We start from the raw sequence: 17,618 nt of genomic DNA on the forward strand, positions 1-17,618 counted from the left end.
GGCTATCGCCAGCAAATGGGAGATTTTATTTTCCTGAACTCACGTTATTTAGCTATTCATCTCTAAGTAGAAAAATTTTTACCTTTTTGAAAGAAAAACCCACCTCCTACGCTTTAATCTATTGAACCGCTATTCATTTTTCTTTGCAGGCCAAAGCTTTTCTTTTTGGCAAAACCCTTTAACTTCACCTCTATTACGCTGGCAATATCATCTGGCGCAGCTAATGGCAAACCTGTAATTTCTAAACTTCCATCATCACTTTGTGTAAGTTTTAATTTGCTCTTTCCGCCAACTAACGTAGCGCTAAGGGCTTTGTGAGGTATGCCTGCTAACTTGAGTGCGCCATCGGCTGGCCAATCAAACACCGAAAGGTAAAGTGTGGTGGCTTTTTTTTCGTCTTTGGCTGTAATCCGTCCCCATTTTTGTGCTTCAATTGGGTTAGCATGCGAACCGTAAACAGCGGCTCCGTATTTTTTCATCCAATTGCCCACGGTAGCCAAACGCTCTACACTTTCTGGTGGAAACGTTCCATCGGGCTGTGGCCCTACGTTAAGCAAAAAATTGCCACCTTTTGAAGTGATATCAATTAATTTCCTGACCAGGTCTTGCGCAGATTTCCAGTTTTTATCATCCTTCCTGTATCCCCAAGTATCGTTCATCGTCATACAGGTTTCCCAATCTTGCCCATCCAGTTCTTCCCAATTTGGTATTTTTTGTTCAGGAGTTTTAAAATCTCCAGAAACACCCGGCACACCGAGTCTGTCATTCTGAATAATATTTGGAGCCAAATTCTTCACTAACTCATACATTTCGCGGGTTTCTGGTGTTTCTCGATACATTGGTGTGTCCCACCAAATTACAGCGATATCGCCATAATTGGTTAGCAATTCTTTCACCTGTGGTAAAGCTACTTTCCTGAAATACTCGGCATAAGGTTTAGCGGTTTGTATTGGATCCCAGCTTCCACTGTTTGCTTTGGCATAGGCGTCAATTCGTGTACTATCCGGATTTGGCCAACCTTGTCTCATTGGCCTTAAGGCAGTAGCACCACCAGCATTGCCCCAATCTTGCGCCTGTGAATAGTAAAAACAAAGCTTAACGCCATATTTTCTGCAAGCTTCGGCTAGTGGCTTTAACATATCTTTACCGTATGGGGATGCTTTGGTGATGCTCCAATCGCTTACCTTGGTATCAAAAAGTGCAAAACCATCATGATGCTTGGCAGTAACTACAATATATTTCATACCGGCCTCTTTCGCTGTCTTTACCCATTTCTCTGCATCGTAGTTTTTCGGATTGAATTTTTGCGCCATCGCTTTGTATTCAGCAACTGGTACTTTCATTCGGTTGAAAAGCCACTCCCCATTCTTCGCTTTTTGGAAATGGCCTTTATACTCGCCACCAAACTGTGCGTATATACCAAAGTGGATAAACATGCCGAACCTAGCCTCACGCCACCACGCCATTCGCTGGTCTCTTTCTTTGGCGTTTTGTATATCTAAAGCCTTTTGTGCAGAAGTAACATTGCAAAGGAATATAAATGATAAACAGATAAAAATTTTTTTAATCATATTGATATTTTTATAAAAAAACCAGTGTTTCCACTGGTTTCATTTTTTGCGGAAACTAATTGAATTTAATCTTTCTTCCTGTATTGTAGCTGTTAACAAACTCACCACATTGCGCCAATTGCTCAGGTAAAAACGACGCTTTTTTCTTTAATGCTCATTTCTCTTCTAAAGGCGGTAAGCTGGAAATTGGCTATTATTGTAATGTATTCACTGTCATCATTATTTCTTGTTTTTTATGCTTATGTGTGTTTATAGTTTGATATTCCACTTGATTAAAGTATAATTAATCAATGGATATCGCTTAATCCCAAAAATTTAATTCAATTGCGGTTAACAAGTTGTAAGTTTTAGTGAGATAAGCACTTAAAGTATTCAATCAACAAACCTATTTCAGGTAATCGTAAGCACTATCCAAATTAAAGCGTTTCTGCATGGCCTTGCTCGGTTTTGGTTTTTTATCTACTTCGCTAAAATACGGTGCGTTATCCCAAACCTTGGTATCTCCGCCAGTTTCCCGGGGATCGTTTGTTGCTTTTAGATAAGCAACCATTTTACCTGATAACTCCTTTTTAATTTTTGCGTATGCCGGAAGCGAGGCCAGGTTGTGTAGTTCGTCTGGGTCTTTGGTGATATCAAATAACTCTTCGGCGGGACGTTTCCCCATTCCCAACTCAAAAAATGGTTTAACTGCTGGTTTATCTTTATTTTCAATGAGATAATACTTGGTTTCACCAGGCCAGTTAAACATGTAAGGGTCTATATCGCCATAAAATTGCGGATCGCCTGCAGGCCAGCGGGCTGGCTCATAATTTTTAATATACAGATATTGTTTAGTGCGAATCGCCCTGCCTGGGTAGCCTAAACCATGCTGACGTACAAAGGCATGGCGCTCACGACCGAGTACAACGAATTCTCTTTTTAAAGTATCCTTTGCATTATCAGATAAAATAGAAAGTAGGCTTTTACCCGTCATTTGTTTAGGAATTTCTACCTTTCCAAGTGATAAAAAAGTTGGTGCTAAATCATTTAATGTTACCAGATTATCAACCACAGCCCCTTTTTTGAATTTACCAGGCCAGGAAATCATCATTGGCACATGGGTACCAAAATCGTACAAATTAGCTAACCCTCTAGGCATTTGCCAACCATTATCACTACAGACCACAATAACTGTATTTTCCAACTCCCCACTTTTTTCCAACGCCTTCAGCGCTTCACCAAGTTCTTTATCAAAAGTTTCTACCGCTGCATAATAATCAGCAATATCTTTTCTAATGCTAATGTGATCTGGAAGATAACCTGGAACAGGAACTTTTTTAGGATCGATGCCGGCCTTTTCGCCAGACCCTTCCACATACGGACGATGTGGTTCATGACTGTTTACCCAGTAACACCAAGGCTCGTCAGCATTTTTCTTACCTAAAAATTCCTGAAAATCCTTAAAGGGATTTCCTCCGGGATTTCGCTTACGTCCGTTAGCCTCGAAACTTCCAGGACCCCAACCTTTGCGGTCGAAACCAACCTGATAACCCCCTTTTTCGAGCAAATCTGTGTAAATAGGGAACTCTGTAGGCAATACACTCCATAAGTCTGAGCCTTCCTTTAGTCGCCAGGTATCTTGACCTGTTAACATAGCTGCCCTGGCTGGCGTACAGGAGGGCGAGCTGCAAAACGCATTATTAAAGCGAACACCGGCTTTAGCTACTTTGTCCATGTTTGGTGTGCGCACAATAGGGTCGCCGTAAACGCCAACATGGTTCCATGATTGGTTATCAGACATAACCATTAATATATTGGGGCGTTTGCCTTCTCCGCCATCGCTTTGAGCATTCTTTTTCTGTTTACATGAAGACATTATCAGGCTGGTTGCGACCAACATTGCTAAACATAAAATAGAGAAGTTTTTGGTTTTCATTTTTTTTTGTTTTATAAATTAAGTATTCTTCAAGAGATCGCGAAATGCTACAGTTTTGTTATTTACAAGTGGTTTGGCTTTGAAGGCAATAAAAAAAATATAGCCTAAGGTTACGTATAAAAACATCATGGCATATTTAAGGCCGATGACATCACCTAAAGCACCTACAATAAAAGGCACTAATGCACCTCCAAATATTCCCGAGCAGAGGATACCGGAAAATGATCCGTGGTTTTTGGTAACAGAATTTAATGCTAAAGAAAAAATTACCGAGAACATGACTGATATCGTAAAGCCCGCAAACGGAAACGCCATTATTGCCAATTCCCTATTACCAAGCAGTGCCACGGTAATTGTTAACAATGACAATACAGTAGCTACTTTTAACACGAGTTTACCATCCCACAGTTTTAGCACCAACAAGCCGAGCAAACATCCGATAGTCATTAATCCCCAAAACCATGCAATAATATTAGCGCCCTCTGTTGCCGGGTTTACCTGATGATATCGTTTTAAAAATTCAGTCATCCAATTGCCTAGCGATTGTTCAGTACCCACGTAAGCGACTATCCCCAGAAAAAACAACCAAACTTCTTTTTTTTGAAGCAACTCGAGATAAACCTTAAATGCACCTGACTTTTCATCTTCTTTCAACTCCACCCGTGGCATTTTAATGATGGAAAGCGTTAAAATCATCAAAATAAAAATGAATGCAAATAGCCAATAGAGTGATGTCCAGTGAATCCCATCCCTGATTAAACCACCTAATATATGTACCAGTGGATTAGCGGAAGTGGGATTGGTGCCCAAGGCTTCCATCAAATAAGCAAATACGAATGGACTAAGGAATGACGCTCCTCCAAAAACCAGCTGTGCCATAACCGAATAAAAAGCAAAGTTTTCTTCACATCCGGCAATTCGCATTAGCGGATTAATGATTACCTGTAACATCGCCATCCCAATGCCGATGACAAACAATGATGCCAAAGCCATAGAATATTGAGGATTAAATGCAAAGGCTAAAGCTCCCAAAAGATTCAATGAAAATGCAATCAACATCGAATATTTTTCGCCAATTCGCTCAATCATTATCCCAGCCGGGATTGAAGTTACTCCGTAAGCCAAAAAGAATGAAAACGGCAGAAATGCGGCCATCGTCAAACTGAGATTGTAGGTATCGATAATGATGGGCATAAGCGGTCCTAGTATATTGGTCACAAAAGAAATGACAAACCATACCACCAATATCACACCGACCAGAAAGTTACTTTTTTGTTTCATCTGCTATTAAAGAATAACGCTTCAAGAATCAACTTGAAGCGTTGTAAATCAATTACCATCCCGGATTTTGACGAGTTATACCTTTGGTATTGGCATCGGTTTCATTCAATGGGAATGGCATTAACCAATACTTAAATGGCTGGTTAGCTTGTGCAAATGCAGTACCCGCACCATAAGGATAGCTAGATCTTCTGGTTTTTAAGGCAGCCTCAGTTTCAGCTACCTTTGCTGAAAATATGTTCCACCTGATTAAATCAGCTTTACGTAAACCTTCAAAACATAATTCCCAAGCTCTTTCATCTTGTAGACGGTTTTTAAAATCTGTATAACTTAAGCCATTTGGTAAATCAGCATCTGTATTTGTCTTTTTCGGTAGCAAGGTTGCTGTTGCCAAAGCCCCTGTGCCACTGCCTGTGATACTTACAATTGGCGCCGATGTAAATCCGATTCCAGCATTTAACAATCTAACACCAGTTACTACACCATTTGTAACAATGGGCACCGCCTGAGCATCAAAACCACTACCTGTTACGGTGATACCAGTATTGGTTACTCCCGAACCTCCGGTGGTATTATTTCCATATCCACTACCACCAGCGGTTATTGCGATGCTAATACCACTGCCCGCTATGTTGGTACCGAATGCTCTTCTCCTAACCTGGTTAATGGCATCGTAAGCCAGTTGGTTAGGACCATTATTCAGTTCGTTTTCTACTTCTGCTCTCATCAGCAGCACGTCAGAATAGCGCATAATTACATAATTGATATAGGTTTGAGCAGGTTCTAAAGCACTACCTTTCTGGTACTCTCTACTCCATTTCTGAGGTGTCCAGGTATGTTCTTCCGTTGTTCCTGCTAAAAGCGGCACCCTTAATCCGTTGGCGCCAATCCGATAAGTTGCTACTGAGAAATCTTTTCTCAAATCACCATCGGTAAAAGAACTGTAAAAGGTGAATGGTATAAAATGCCTGGCAAGTCCATTCGCGTACACGCCGAGCGTGGTATTTGGAGTATTAAAACTTCCAAAATACGAGCTATTGCTGGTTGCAGCAGTTGGAGAAAAGAATGAAGCTTCAAATAAACTCTCTTTTGGCTCAAATATTTGTGACGACTGATTTTTGAAAACACGACTATAACTTGCATTCAACTGGTATAAGTTGGATGCAATTACATCATTAACATGGGTTTGTGCCAGGCGATAATATTTCAGATAATCTTCAGGTCTTTTAACGGTTCCATCAGCTCTTAACGAATAACCGCCGGCAGCCAGTGCAACTCTTGCCAGTATCGCCTTCGCACCAAATTTGTTGATTCTCTCGTTTACAGGAAGGGACGCCGGCAACACGGCAATCGCCTCTTCCATATCCTTAAAAAGTTGTTCATAAATAACATATCTATCAGTAAGTGGAGTCGCTAAATCATCGCCAGCAACTGAGTTTTTTGTTTTAAAAGGTACATCACCCCATAGTCTAACCAAATCGGAATAATAGAATGCCCGTAAAAATTTTGCCTCGCCCAGCAACCTATTGAGATCTGCTTTTTCTGTATCCGAACCCGATGTAAATTTTTCCATCTGAGGAATTGCAGCAATAACCAGATTTGCTCTATCAATACCTGCGTAAAGTTCTGTCCAGGTACTGTATAGAAAGGGATGCGATGCCTGATAGCGGTATTGTGTAATATCCCTAAAATCATTTGCCGTATTTCCAGGACTGATAAATTGCATATCATTTTCCAAATCGTATAATAAGGGAATGTGATACCCGTAAGTCCTGGCACTCTTCATCGTTTCGTAAACGCCCATTGTGGCAGCGTATGCTTCTGGAACAGTTTTAAAAAAATTAGCAGTGGTAAATCTGGAATAAGGCGTAACCTCCACCACTTTTTTACAAGAAACCAATATTACGGTAACCAATAACAATATGCTCGCTATTTTCGAATGATTTAATTTTAATTTCATTTCTATAATTTTTATAGTGATAGATTTAGGCCTGCAACAAAAGATTTCCCTCTTGGATAGGCATTGAAATCTAAGCCTCTGGTTAAAGCACTTGAACCAACATTCACTTCAGGGTCGTAGCCCGAATATTTGGTGAATACATGAAGGTTGTAAGCTGTGAAGTAAAATCTTGCTCTGGATATTTTTACTGCGGAAAGCCAATTTTTAGGTAAATTATAACCTAAACTGATGTTATTTACACGTAAAAATGAGCCATCTTCAATAACTAAATCATTCACCGGTCGGGTTGTGCCACCTGCAAGGGGAATTAGATTTTTGCCTTGATTAAAAGCTCCCAGCGCTGTAGGGCTAACCAATAAATTGCCCTGAGAGTCTACCTCAGTCCAACGATCCTTTTGAAAAGCTAAATTGCTGGCATAGTCATTAGCTGGGTTCCAGTTATTAGCAATATTGGCATTGTAAATGTTATTACCGTAAACAAAATCTAAAAAGATAGATAAATCTATACCTTTGTAGGTAAAGGTGTTGTTGATACCTCCAGTAAATTTAGGGTTGGCATTGCCGATGATAGTACGATCGAAATCGTTGATGATACCATCTGGTGCACCACCCGGACCGCTTAAATCTTTATATTTTCCAAACCCTGGCCTTACTGCGGTTCCGTTGTTCACCACGCCTGGCTTAAGGGTGTATGTTGCGGTTGTTGGGTTATAGTTAAAATCATTTACCTGATAAAGGCCATCTGTTAAATAACCATACATCATTCCTACAGGCGAACCCACTCTCAAGATATAATCGGTGTAGGTGCTGCTCCAACTGCTCACATTCAAAGAGGTTTCATCGCCGTTTAATTTTAATACTTTGGTTCTATTGAATGAAATATTAAAGTTGGTATTCCAGGTAAAATCTTTCTTTTGGAAGTTCACCGAATTGATTGACAACTCGAATCCCCGGCTGGATGTTTCGCCAATATTTTGTAGCTGTAAAGCAAAACCAGAACTTGCTGGAATTCTAGAATTATACAATAAATCTTTAGAACGGTTATCATATACCTCAGCTGTTAGCGTAAGCCTTTGTTTAAATAGGCCCAAGTCTAGTCCTAAATTACTTTGTACAACCGTTTCCCATTTCAAAAAAGGGTTTGATAAACTGGTTTGGTAAACTGAACTGTTCAATTGGTCGGCAAGCGGGTAACTGCTGCTTACAAAAGTGCCTAAAGCTGCATAATTTGGAATTCTGTTGTTTCCAGAACTACCATAACTTATGCGCAAACGTAAATCAGAAATCGCCTTCACATTTTTCATGAAAGACTCCTGGTTGATTTTCCAGGCAAATGCTCCGGCCGGAAAATATCCAAAAACATTTTCAGGACCAAATTTAGACGATCCATCTCGTCTTAAGGATGCACTAAAAAGATACCGGTCTTTATAACTGTAGTTCGCTCTGGTGAAAAGTGAGAAAAGTTTATCATCTTCAGCATAAGAAGAGGGAAAGCCAGCTACCGTTCCAGCACCCAGATCATTGTAGCCATTGTTAACTAAGGGAAAGTTAGCTGCATCTGCCGAAAAACTTTCGCTATAGTTATAGATATATTCCTGCCCTAAAGCAACGTCAAACTTATGGTTCTTTATCGTTCTGGCATAAGTTAACACATTATTAAATGAATACCGATTTCCATTTAATTCTGAGGTATTGCCAAATGGCCCACCCCGCCTTATCGACTGGATATTGGAGGCATCAGCAAAGAATTGCCTTTTGTCTCCCTTGGTACTAAAACTACCCAATCCATTATATGTTAAGTTTTTAACGATGTTATATCTTAATGTAACGTTTGCATTAAGATCATTAACCGTTCTTTTATCCTGACGACTTTCTAACGCAACTATTGGACTTTGAAAAGCTGGGTTGCTTTGATTATCGAACACATCAAGCTGATCATCTAAAAGATCTAAATCATTATCAAGCCTGCCGTTAATAGGCCTATATTGCAACAATGTTTGCAAAAAGCTCAGTCGCGGTGCACCTGCATTTCCGCCGGCATTTGTACCGCCGGTGCCAAAAATATTCTGTCTAGAATAATTAACAATTCCGGTTATCACTGCTTTTGTGCCGATATTGTTTGTTACGGTCAATTTTGCAATATCTTTAGTGGCACTACTGTTCAACAATAATCCATCGTTATCATTCCTTGAGTAGAAAAGATTATAGCGCATATCACTAGATCCGCCACTCACACCAATTTTATGGTATTGGCTCATCACTTGTTCTCCCAACACCTTATTTTGCCAATTTATGCCCGGTCTGTTCTCATACAAAGATTTCAATTCATTAAAATTGCCGAAAGTATTGGTAAACCTGGTTAATCCATCAGTATTTCCAACATTGTTCTCATAAGCATACAAGGCATATTCATACGGAGTTAAAACCGGTAAATAACGGGTGGTAATTCTAGCGCCTACATATCCATCGTAATTTATGGATACTTTTCCCACTTTAATTTTCTTTGTGGTTACTAAAATTACGCCATTTGCGCCACGAGCTCCGTACACAGAGGTGGCAGATGCATCTTTTAATACATCAATGGTTTCTATATCCGAAGGATCTAAAAAGTTTAATCCATCCGTTTGGGGAACTCCATCTACCACGTATAATGGTTCATTACTTTGTGTAATGGATGTTCCTCCTCTTATTGTTATCGAAGGTTGAGCTTCAGGATCGCCGCTTGGCATACTTACCTGCATACCCGCAATACGCCCCTGCAAGGCTTGTGCAACATTCGGAACAGGAGACTTTTCAAGTTCGGTGCCACTTACAGAAGAAATTGAACCTGTTAAATCGCTACGCTTAGCCACAGCGCCATATCCAACAACCACAACATCATTCAGTTTGTTGGCATCTTCTAAAAGCTTCGCATTAATGGTTGTCCTGTTCTGCACTGCTTCCTCCACAGATCTTGAGCCTATAAATGAGAAAACTAGAATGGCAGTAGGCTTAACTTTAATGCTATAAGCACCAACATTGCTGGCTACCACTGCATTTTTTGTTCCTTTCTCTAGCACGGTTGCACCCGGAACGGTCTGACCTGTTTGGTCTGTTACCACGCCTTTTACTGTGATAACATCCTGGGCGTTGGCCATAAAACAAGGAATAATGAGTAAAAGAAGTATAAATCTTTTCATATTGATGTTCTTTAGGTTCTTCATATACATCTTATTTAAATTTTAAACCCCGTCTTTAGATAATAGTTGATTTGTTGCTTAGCGGTAACATCCGAAAAATACTCATCAAAAGATGCAGATGAAATTGCCCTGGCTTCAAATAGGTCATTTCCAGCGAGTGGCAGTGTTTTTCCAGCAGTAAAATGAGAAAAATTTGAAGTTTCAATACCTGCTTGTACTGATTTAACTTCTCTGTTTGCTGCGGTAACATCAACATCGTAAACCGCAGATGCATTATTTAGAAAAGTATCATTCGTCACGATATCTGTTCCGGCTGTTATTAAGCTCAATGTTCCCGAATCTAACCTTCTGGCGCTTACCCATGGCCTTAGATTTTTTAAATTCGCCGCTTGTGTATTTTGAAGCAGTTCCCTAACCTGTGCAGAATGTCTTGCCTGTGCAGTATGGATTCTTACTGTTGCCATTAATGCCGGTTTGCTATCCAATAAATTACTAAGCTGTCCTTTGTAAATCCTCACCGTCAGATCCTCCAGAACAACAGCTGCAGTTAAAAAATTCTGATAATTTGTGTTTACCGAAGTAAAAGTTACCGTTGTGCCAACAGTCCTGGAAAAATCAAAAGCCGAACTATCAAGAGCTGCACGAGCTGTGCCTCCAATGTTGGCAATTACAGTCCTCAAATAATCAATATGCGCTTTTTCCTGCTCACGGATTATTGTAAAAAGTGGCTTATCACCTGCTGGTATCAAATTCGGAAAATTCACCAGGGCATTGTTGTAAAAATGATATTGTAAGTACTCCAATACGATTAAGGTATTTAACGCATCAGCAGCAGAATTGCCACTCGATGTTTGCGCTTTCGCGGTCTGAATTAAATTTCCAAAAAATAATGGTGTAGCTGCAACTGAAACCTTTTTACTAAAATTAAGTAACGCTTTTAAGCTCCCGCGTCTATTTTCTGTAAATCCACTATCGCCTCCGATCTTGGACAACTCATCTAAAACATTTAAAATTCTCATCATTATTATTTTTAAGCATTTAAGATTTCCAATTTCGTTTTTATGTACTTCATCACTTGCTGCAGCACCATTGCCGGTGGCAATGATACATCTGTGGCCTGCGTAGCATTCGCCCCTAAACTGGTAAGCTGATCTAAACTAACCGAACTTCTAGTAACCACTTGATTGCGTACCCACCCAGCATGCCTTGCTTCTACAGTAGCAATTTGCGAAAATGTAATGATGCTGGAAACAAGGTTCGTCTTTTCCAAAGCTCCATTGTAGGCCGCCACACCTAAATCCTCAAATGATTGTGCAGTAGCTAAAACTGATATTTTAGATGAAAAATTGACGCTTGATAGATCAAAGTCCAGTTGTCCAATTGCGGCTTGGTTGCCAATAATGCTCGCGAAATAAGCTACATGAGTTTGCTCATGAAGTTTAAGCTCATTAAAATAGGTTTTCTGAAGATCAGTAAAATCGGCAGGGAAGCTTTCGCAAACTTTGAGGTAAAAAGCCGCTTCCAATTGCTCCAGAGCGTAAAGATAATTGAGCAGGCCAATATCATTCGGGGCAGCAAAATCAATCCTGTTTCCTGGATTATTTTCTGTCTGTGCGGCATCGCTGATCACATATTTTTTACAGCCTAGCGCTGTTATTGCCAGTGCCCCTGCTGCACCGAACTTAATTAAGTCCCTCCGGTTTAAAGCAAAAGCTTTGCTTCCACCTGAGGTGTTGAGGAGATTTGGTTCAGTAAATTTCATAAAGTTGTATTTAGTTGTTATTAGGTTGTAAAGCTTGGCAACTAAAGTTAGGTCATCTCTTTAGTCAGCATCTATATATTTGGTTGTGGCATTACACCATATTTATTGAATACGAAACTACTTACTTCAGCAGTATACGACTTTCGAAATGGTGTAATTTTATATTAAAATTGTCTAATCACTTATCAAATATCACTTTATCCACACTTTCATGTAATGGAAAGGCACTCAGTGACATCTCTTATCTTACACTAACCTGCTGAGCCATTAGACTTTCATTTCATTGCTAAATCTTCAAAGATTATTGCTGCACAGCCAAGCATTCCAGCCTTGTTTCCAAGTTCTGCTACTGCAAAACTGGTGTTCGCAACGGCAATAGGTATTGCTAATGATCTTACACGCATTTCTATTTCATTAATATAAAATGGTCCGGCCTCACTTATACCACCACCGACTACAACTTTTTGAGGACTAAAAATATTAACCAGACCCACGATTCCACTAGCCAGGTAATCGAAATGCCTTTTCATTGCCTGTTTAGCTAAGTGATCACCCTGTAAATAGTGCTTTATGATATATTCGCCGTCAACATCAGCACTAGCCTGACTATTTTGCTTAAAATAGTTCACCAATGATGTTACCGATGCGTAAGCCTCCAAACAACCTTTTCCTCCACAGGCACAAGGTAATCCATCCTGTTGGACAACAATATGCCCTATTTCAGATCCTCTATTCCTAAAACCCCCATACAATTGGTTGGCGATCATGATTGCGCCACCAATACCAGTTCCAACAGTTAGAAAGAGTACATCGCTTGCCTGCATTGCAGCGCCAAATTTTTGTTCACCAAGGCCCATTAAATTAGCGTCATTTGCAATCTTGATATTTCTGAAACCGGTTGCATCAGATAGAATAGAACCCAGAGGTAAGTTATTGAAACCAGGCAAATTATCTGCTCCTCCAATCACACAATTGTTTTCTATAATACCCGGGAATCCGATTCCAACACCTAAAATACTTGGTACTTTAGCTGCGCAATCCAATATGGATTGTGCGATCTTGATGATAACGCCTTGCTCAGTATTTACTTCCCGCAAAGAAACAAGCGTAGAATAATGAATTTTACCAACACTATCAATTAACCCGCATTTTAGCGAGCTACCTCCCACATCAATACCAACAGCATATTGTTCATTATCTAAGGCAATCATAACGTGTTTTAAAATTTAATTGTAAATACTTGTTTGGTTACTGATGTATAAAATTTTATGAAGTTTTAATAAAATCAATAGGTTTAAATTTTCACTAGACCTGATGATTTTATTACCCCAAAGTGCTCGCCAATAAAAATACAAAACGAACTTATAGTGCGTATTTGACAATTCCAGTTTTCAACCATATTTAAACTTATTTAGTGATTTGCTAAATATTTTACTAAGCCAGTGCGAGTAAAACAACACTTTAAAATGCATGTCTTTTTGCGATAGAAACGCAGCTATGATGAAATCCATTTTTATAATGGCGATAAGCTGCTAATTGCTAAAAAGCTTTGATCATTCTAATATCCTTGGGTTGATGGTTTTAACCAATATCAAAAGTATTATGGGTGAAATTGAAAGTCTGCTGAAATCAAAAGGATTAATTTTACGATAGTTACAATCAAGAATTCAAACCCTTTTATAATTATATGGAAAACATGATCAAGTCAATCTTAGTTGGTGTTGCAATCGTATTTAGCCTGCAGGCTAATGCCCAGCTGAAGAATGAACACACTGAAGGTTGGCTAGCAAATGCCACCTCGACAATAAATCAACAATTAATTAAAGCGTCCCAAACCTACCTGCCAGGACAAAACCCAAGATCAGTAACATGTGGCACTGTTAGGTTAGCCAATTATAAGGATTGGACTACCGGATTTTTCCCTGGCACCTTATGGTATGGATACGAACTTACCGGTAACAAGGCTTTGGCAGCTGATGCAAAAAGATTTACGCTTGGCCTGGATTCAATGAGATATATTACCGACACGCACGATTTGGGATTCATGATTTACTGCTCCTATGGTAACGCCTACCGGATCACCAAAGACAAATCTTACCTGCCTGTACTATCAGATGGAATAAAAAACCTTGCTGCAAGATTTAATCCAAAGATTGGTGTGATACGCTCTTGGGATTTTGGAGAATGGAAATATCCGGTAATTATTGATAATATGATGAATCTGGAATACCTGTTTTGGGGATCATCAGAATTTGATAAATCAGCTTATGCTCAGATTGGCACCACACACGCATTAACCACGATGAAAAATCATTTCAGACCAGATTTTAGTTCTTATCATGTAGTGGATTACGACCCTTCGACGGGAAAGGTTTTTCGCAAAGCGACTCATCAGGGCTTAACCGATAGTTCTGCATGGTCTCGAGGTCAGGCCTGGGGATTGTACGGTTATGCGATGTGCTACGAAAACACTAAAGATTTAAGATTTTTAACACAGGCAGAGCACATTGCAAAATTTCTGATGAATCATCCAAAAACTCCTGCAGATAAAATTCCTGTTTGGGACTACGATGTGCACAATGCACTGCAAGCAGATGAGCGTGCCCCGAGAGATGCATCTGCTGCAGCGGTGATCGCCTGTGGTTTATTAAAGCTGAGTACAAAAGTTAAGAACGGACAACAATATTTCAAATATGCAGAGGATATTTTAAAATCACTCTCATCAGATAAATATCTGGCTAAACCTGGCGAGAACAATTATTTTATTTTAAAGCATAGCGTAGGTGCATTTTTATATAATTCTGAGATTGACACCCCGTTAGATTATGCTGATTATTATTATTTGGAGGCCCTTAATCAATACAAAAAGCTTAAAAAAACTTAATTCTCATTATCGACAAAATTTATTAACGGATATGAACTCTAGACCATTCTTAATACTTGCAAGTTTCGCCTTATTCTTTACAGCCTGCAAAAAGAGCACCTCTCAGGAGCTAATTATCGAAGAAAAGCAACCATCTGCCCAAGTTTTGGCTGTTGCTGAACCAACTAACAGCAATGTACTTTTAGACTTGACCTATGAAAACGGGAAAAAAAATAGCGGGGTGGCTAATTTGGATACCAGTAAGGCCGCCGCTTCTGATGCTTCTTATATAGTGCAACCGGGCTCAACTGGTAATTGGGCAGTGGCTCACAAAGTAGTGCAAGGTGACCCAAACTATTACTCAAACGAGAATTATAGAAGCGAATCAAGCACAGTAAATTATACACCGGGTCGTTTTTTCCCAGGAGATGTACGTCGATATGAATTTAGTGTACTGCTAAAAGATTGGCAATTTATTGGAACCGACCCTACGGAAAGCAATATTTTTCAATTGAAGCTATCCGCTGGAGAAGTACCATTGCAAATTAGAACGACCAGAAATGCGATGGTGTTGCGTTTTGCTAAAATAAATGCGGTACCAAACGTTACCGCTATTGCCGATGCACGCCCTTACGTTAACCAATGGATTCATTTCCGCATTGATGTGGATTGGCAAGATACTGCTACAGGCTACATGAAAACTTATATGAAATTGCCCAATCAAACGGAATATCTCCTGATAGATGATAAAAATAGCTATTTAACTTACCCACCAAATGGAAGTTCAGGGCAAATTGGTTATATTAAATGGGGGGTCTATATCGCACCAGTTGGGCAAACACGCATCGCCTACCATGATAATATTAGAATCATAAAGCTGAATTAATCGCAAACATGTTGGTAAATACACTATCTGTTTCAATTTACGTTGTTACTATAACCCACAGACCACGTCTTTTAACCGCACTGTTCATCCGATGAGCAATAATGACCAATTTGATAAATTGATAAAATAAGTTACAAACCTTTTAAGGTTAGCAAAGTCAAAACAATATGCTTAAAAAATCACTGCTTTATATTGCGCTTATTTTTACAATTGGCAACGTTGATGGGCAAACACCACTAAACAAGGTTAGTTTTGCACCTTTCAATCTATCTGGAAAAGGATTAGAAAAGGTGGGCAAAGCCGAAAGTGCTGGCAAATTTGCCGAGGCTGCTATGGAATTGCTTGCTTACTATCGCAACCGGCCAGGCGCTTTAACACCAAAAGTCGGCAAAAGAATTAATCCTGCCTTACAGCAACTGGCGGATGATATTCTGAAGCATAAGTTTAAGCCCCACAAAGGTTATCCTACTTTTGAATATGGTGAAAATATCAACTGGCAATTCCGACCGGTGCAAGACCAGTTATTAACCACTTTTTTACACCGCACCACTTTCTGGGAAAGTTTGGGCAATGCTTATTTGGCCACGGGTAATGAGAAATATGCAAAAGAATGGATTTTTCAGGTAAGAGACTGGTTGAAGAAAAACAAACAGGGCGCTTATGCGGATGATAAGGAATTTGCCTGGAAAGCTTTCGTAGTATCCTTCAGGCTAAACAATTGGGCTACCTTTTTCAACCAGTTCATCAACTCACCTCACTTTACTCCACAATTTTTGATGGAGTTTTTAAATGCCTATAATGAACAAGCCAACTATGTGATGGCTAACTATACTGATATTGGCAACCACCGTTTATATGAAGCCGAACATTTGCTGTTGGCGGGAACTAGTTTTCCAGAATTTAAAGATGCAGCCATTTGGCGAAAAAGTGGTATTGATGTGCTCAACTCAGAAATTGGAAAGCAGGTTTATGATGATGGAATGCAATTTGAATTGTCTACATCATATCATATCGGCACCATCGGCACCTTTTTAAGGGCACTAAAAATGGCCAAAATTGCTGGAATTGAAAATGAATTTCCACAAAAATATCGCGATTTGGTAGAGAAAATGACCACAGCAGTGCCAAAGTTCTCTTTTCCAGATTATACCTTTCCCTTGTACGGCAATTCATTTTTAACAGATAAAGCCACCATGTTAAAAAATTATGCTGCGTGGGCTGATGTTTTTCCAAAAAATAAAATGTTGGCCTATTTTGCTAGCGATGGCGCTAAGGGTGAAAAACCTGGCTACCTTTCGAGCGCCTTGCCCCAGGCAGGGTTTTATGCATTTAGAAATGGTTGGGACATGAAATCGACGGTTTTACAGCTGAAGGCCGGACCACCTGCAGAGTTTCATGCACATCCGGATAACGGCAATTTTGTACTGTGGGTAAAAGGTAGGGATTTTACCCCCGATGCCGGAAGCTTTATCTATGCCAACATAGGTGTAAAGGAAAATGCAAAACGAGATTGGTACCGATCTACCATGGCGCATCAAACGCTCACGTTAAATAATCAGAATATCGAGATTAATAAGGCTTCAGCGATAAAATGGGAAACAGGTAGTGATATAGAACGACTTACCTATACCAACCCAAGTTATAAAAGCCTCAACCACCAGCGAACATTCTTATTTATCGATCAAACATATTTTCTGATCATTGATCGTGCTATAGGTGATGCCACCGGTAAATTGGATGTCCGGTATGTATTGAAGGAGGATGCAAAACCTGAAGTAGATCAGAAAAACCTACAACTATCAACCACCTACAACGATGGCAATAATCTTTTCATTAAACTACTCAACAGCGAAAATGCAATACTAAAACCAGAGGAAAGCTTTGTGTCGTATGTGTATCAAAAAGAACAGCCACGGCCAGCTTTCGCTTTCGAAAAACAAAAAAACACCATTAAAACAGTATCCTTTATCAGCTTGCTGTATCCTTTTCAGGAAAAAAAAGCCCCAAATGTAAAATTAAGCGAAAATGCAAGCCATGATCTAGAAAATGGAATGTTAGATATTTCACTTGAGGTAAATGGCAAAGTGAAACTAATTAAGATGGATTTGAAAATAGAATAATTGCGGCAAAGGATTGACAATATAACGAACTATTTTCAAAGGCATAATTTTGGAAAAATGTTACTTAATAAATAAAAAAGA

At 39.5% G+C, this 17,618-nt stretch carries 11 protein-coding genes; 3 read left to right on the forward strand and 8 right to left on the reverse strand.

All coding sequences use genetic code 11. The features are described from left to right. Positions 1 to 113: 113 nt before the first annotated feature. From OQZ33_RS21875 to OQZ33_RS21910, 8 genes are all read right to left on the reverse strand, one after another. On the reverse strand, positions 114 to 1,571 hold the full coding sequence (locus OQZ33_RS21875; protein ID WP_265801612.1) for an alpha-L-fucosidase: 1,458 nt from the start codon (positions 1,569 to 1,571) through the stop codon (positions 114 to 116). Positions 1,572 to 1,956: 385 nt separating this feature from the next. Then, on the reverse strand, positions 1,957 to 3,486 hold the full coding sequence (locus tag OQZ33_RS21880) for a sulfatase (RefSeq protein ID WP_265801613.1): 1,530 nt from the start codon (positions 3,484 to 3,486) through the stop codon (positions 1,957 to 1,959). 18 nt (positions 3,487 to 3,504) lie between these two features. Then, positions 3,505 to 4,767 (reverse strand): MFS transporter, encoded by a 1,263-nt coding sequence (locus OQZ33_RS21885; protein WP_265801614.1) that lies wholly within the window; start codon positions 4,765 to 4,767, stop codon positions 3,505 to 3,507. A 52-nt stretch (positions 4,768 to 4,819) separates the two neighbouring features. Beyond that, positions 4,820 to 6,727: a RagB/SusD family nutrient uptake outer membrane protein gene (locus OQZ33_RS21890; RefSeq protein ID WP_265801615.1), complete on the reverse strand. Its 1,908-nt coding sequence runs from the start codon at positions 6,725 to 6,727 to the stop codon at positions 4,820 to 4,822. Positions 6,728 to 6,738: 11 nt separating this feature from the next. Beyond that, on the reverse strand, positions 6,739 to 9,906 hold the full coding sequence (locus OQZ33_RS21895; protein ID WP_265801616.1) for a SusC/RagA family TonB-linked outer membrane protein: 3,168 nt from the start codon (positions 9,904 to 9,906) through the stop codon (positions 6,739 to 6,741). Between the two features lie 35 nt (positions 9,907 to 9,941). Further along, a complete protein-coding gene (locus tag OQZ33_RS21900) occupies positions 9,942 to 10,928 on the reverse strand; it encodes a ferritin-like domain-containing protein (protein WP_265801618.1) in 987 nt (328 codons plus the stop codon). A gap of 8 nt (positions 10,929 to 10,936) precedes the next feature. After that, positions 10,937 to 11,668 (reverse strand): ferritin-like domain-containing protein, encoded by a 732-nt coding sequence (locus OQZ33_RS21905; RefSeq protein WP_265801619.1) that lies wholly within the window; start codon positions 11,666 to 11,668, stop codon positions 10,937 to 10,939. Positions 11,669 to 11,943: 275 nt separating this feature from the next. Continuing rightward, positions 11,944 to 12,879: an ROK family protein gene (locus OQZ33_RS21910; protein ID WP_265801620.1), complete on the reverse strand. Its 936-nt coding sequence runs from the start codon at positions 12,877 to 12,879 to the stop codon at positions 11,944 to 11,946. A 485-nt stretch (positions 12,880 to 13,364) separates the two neighbouring features. Between OQZ33_RS21910 and OQZ33_RS21915 the strand changes: the two genes are divergently transcribed. The 3 genes from OQZ33_RS21915 to hepC all read left to right on the forward strand — a co-directional run bounded on the left by OQZ33_RS21915 (position 13,365) and on the right by hepC (position 17,537). Then, positions 13,365 to 14,552, forward strand: a complete 1,188-nt coding sequence (locus OQZ33_RS21915) for a glycoside hydrolase family 88 protein (RefSeq protein WP_322975120.1) — start codon at positions 13,365 to 13,367, stop codon at positions 14,550 to 14,552. 31 nt (positions 14,553 to 14,583) lie between these two features. After that, the gene (locus OQZ33_RS21920; RefSeq protein ID WP_265801622.1) at positions 14,584 to 15,417 is read left to right on the forward strand and encodes a heparin lyase I family protein; all 834 of its coding nucleotides are present in this window, start codon (positions 14,584 to 14,586) and stop codon (positions 15,415 to 15,417) included. A 167-nt stretch (positions 15,418 to 15,584) separates the two neighbouring features. Beyond that, the gene (hepC, locus tag OQZ33_RS21925) at positions 15,585 to 17,537 is read left to right on the forward strand and encodes a heparin-sulfate lyase HepC (protein ID WP_265801623.1); all 1,953 of its coding nucleotides are present in this window, start codon (positions 15,585 to 15,587) and stop codon (positions 17,535 to 17,537) included. Positions 17,538 to 17,618 lie beyond the last annotated feature (81 nt).

Source organism: Pedobacter sp. MC2016-05 (assembly GCF_026239735.1).
Taxonomy (GTDB): domain Bacteria; phylum Bacteroidota; class Bacteroidia; order Sphingobacteriales; family Sphingobacteriaceae; genus Pedobacter.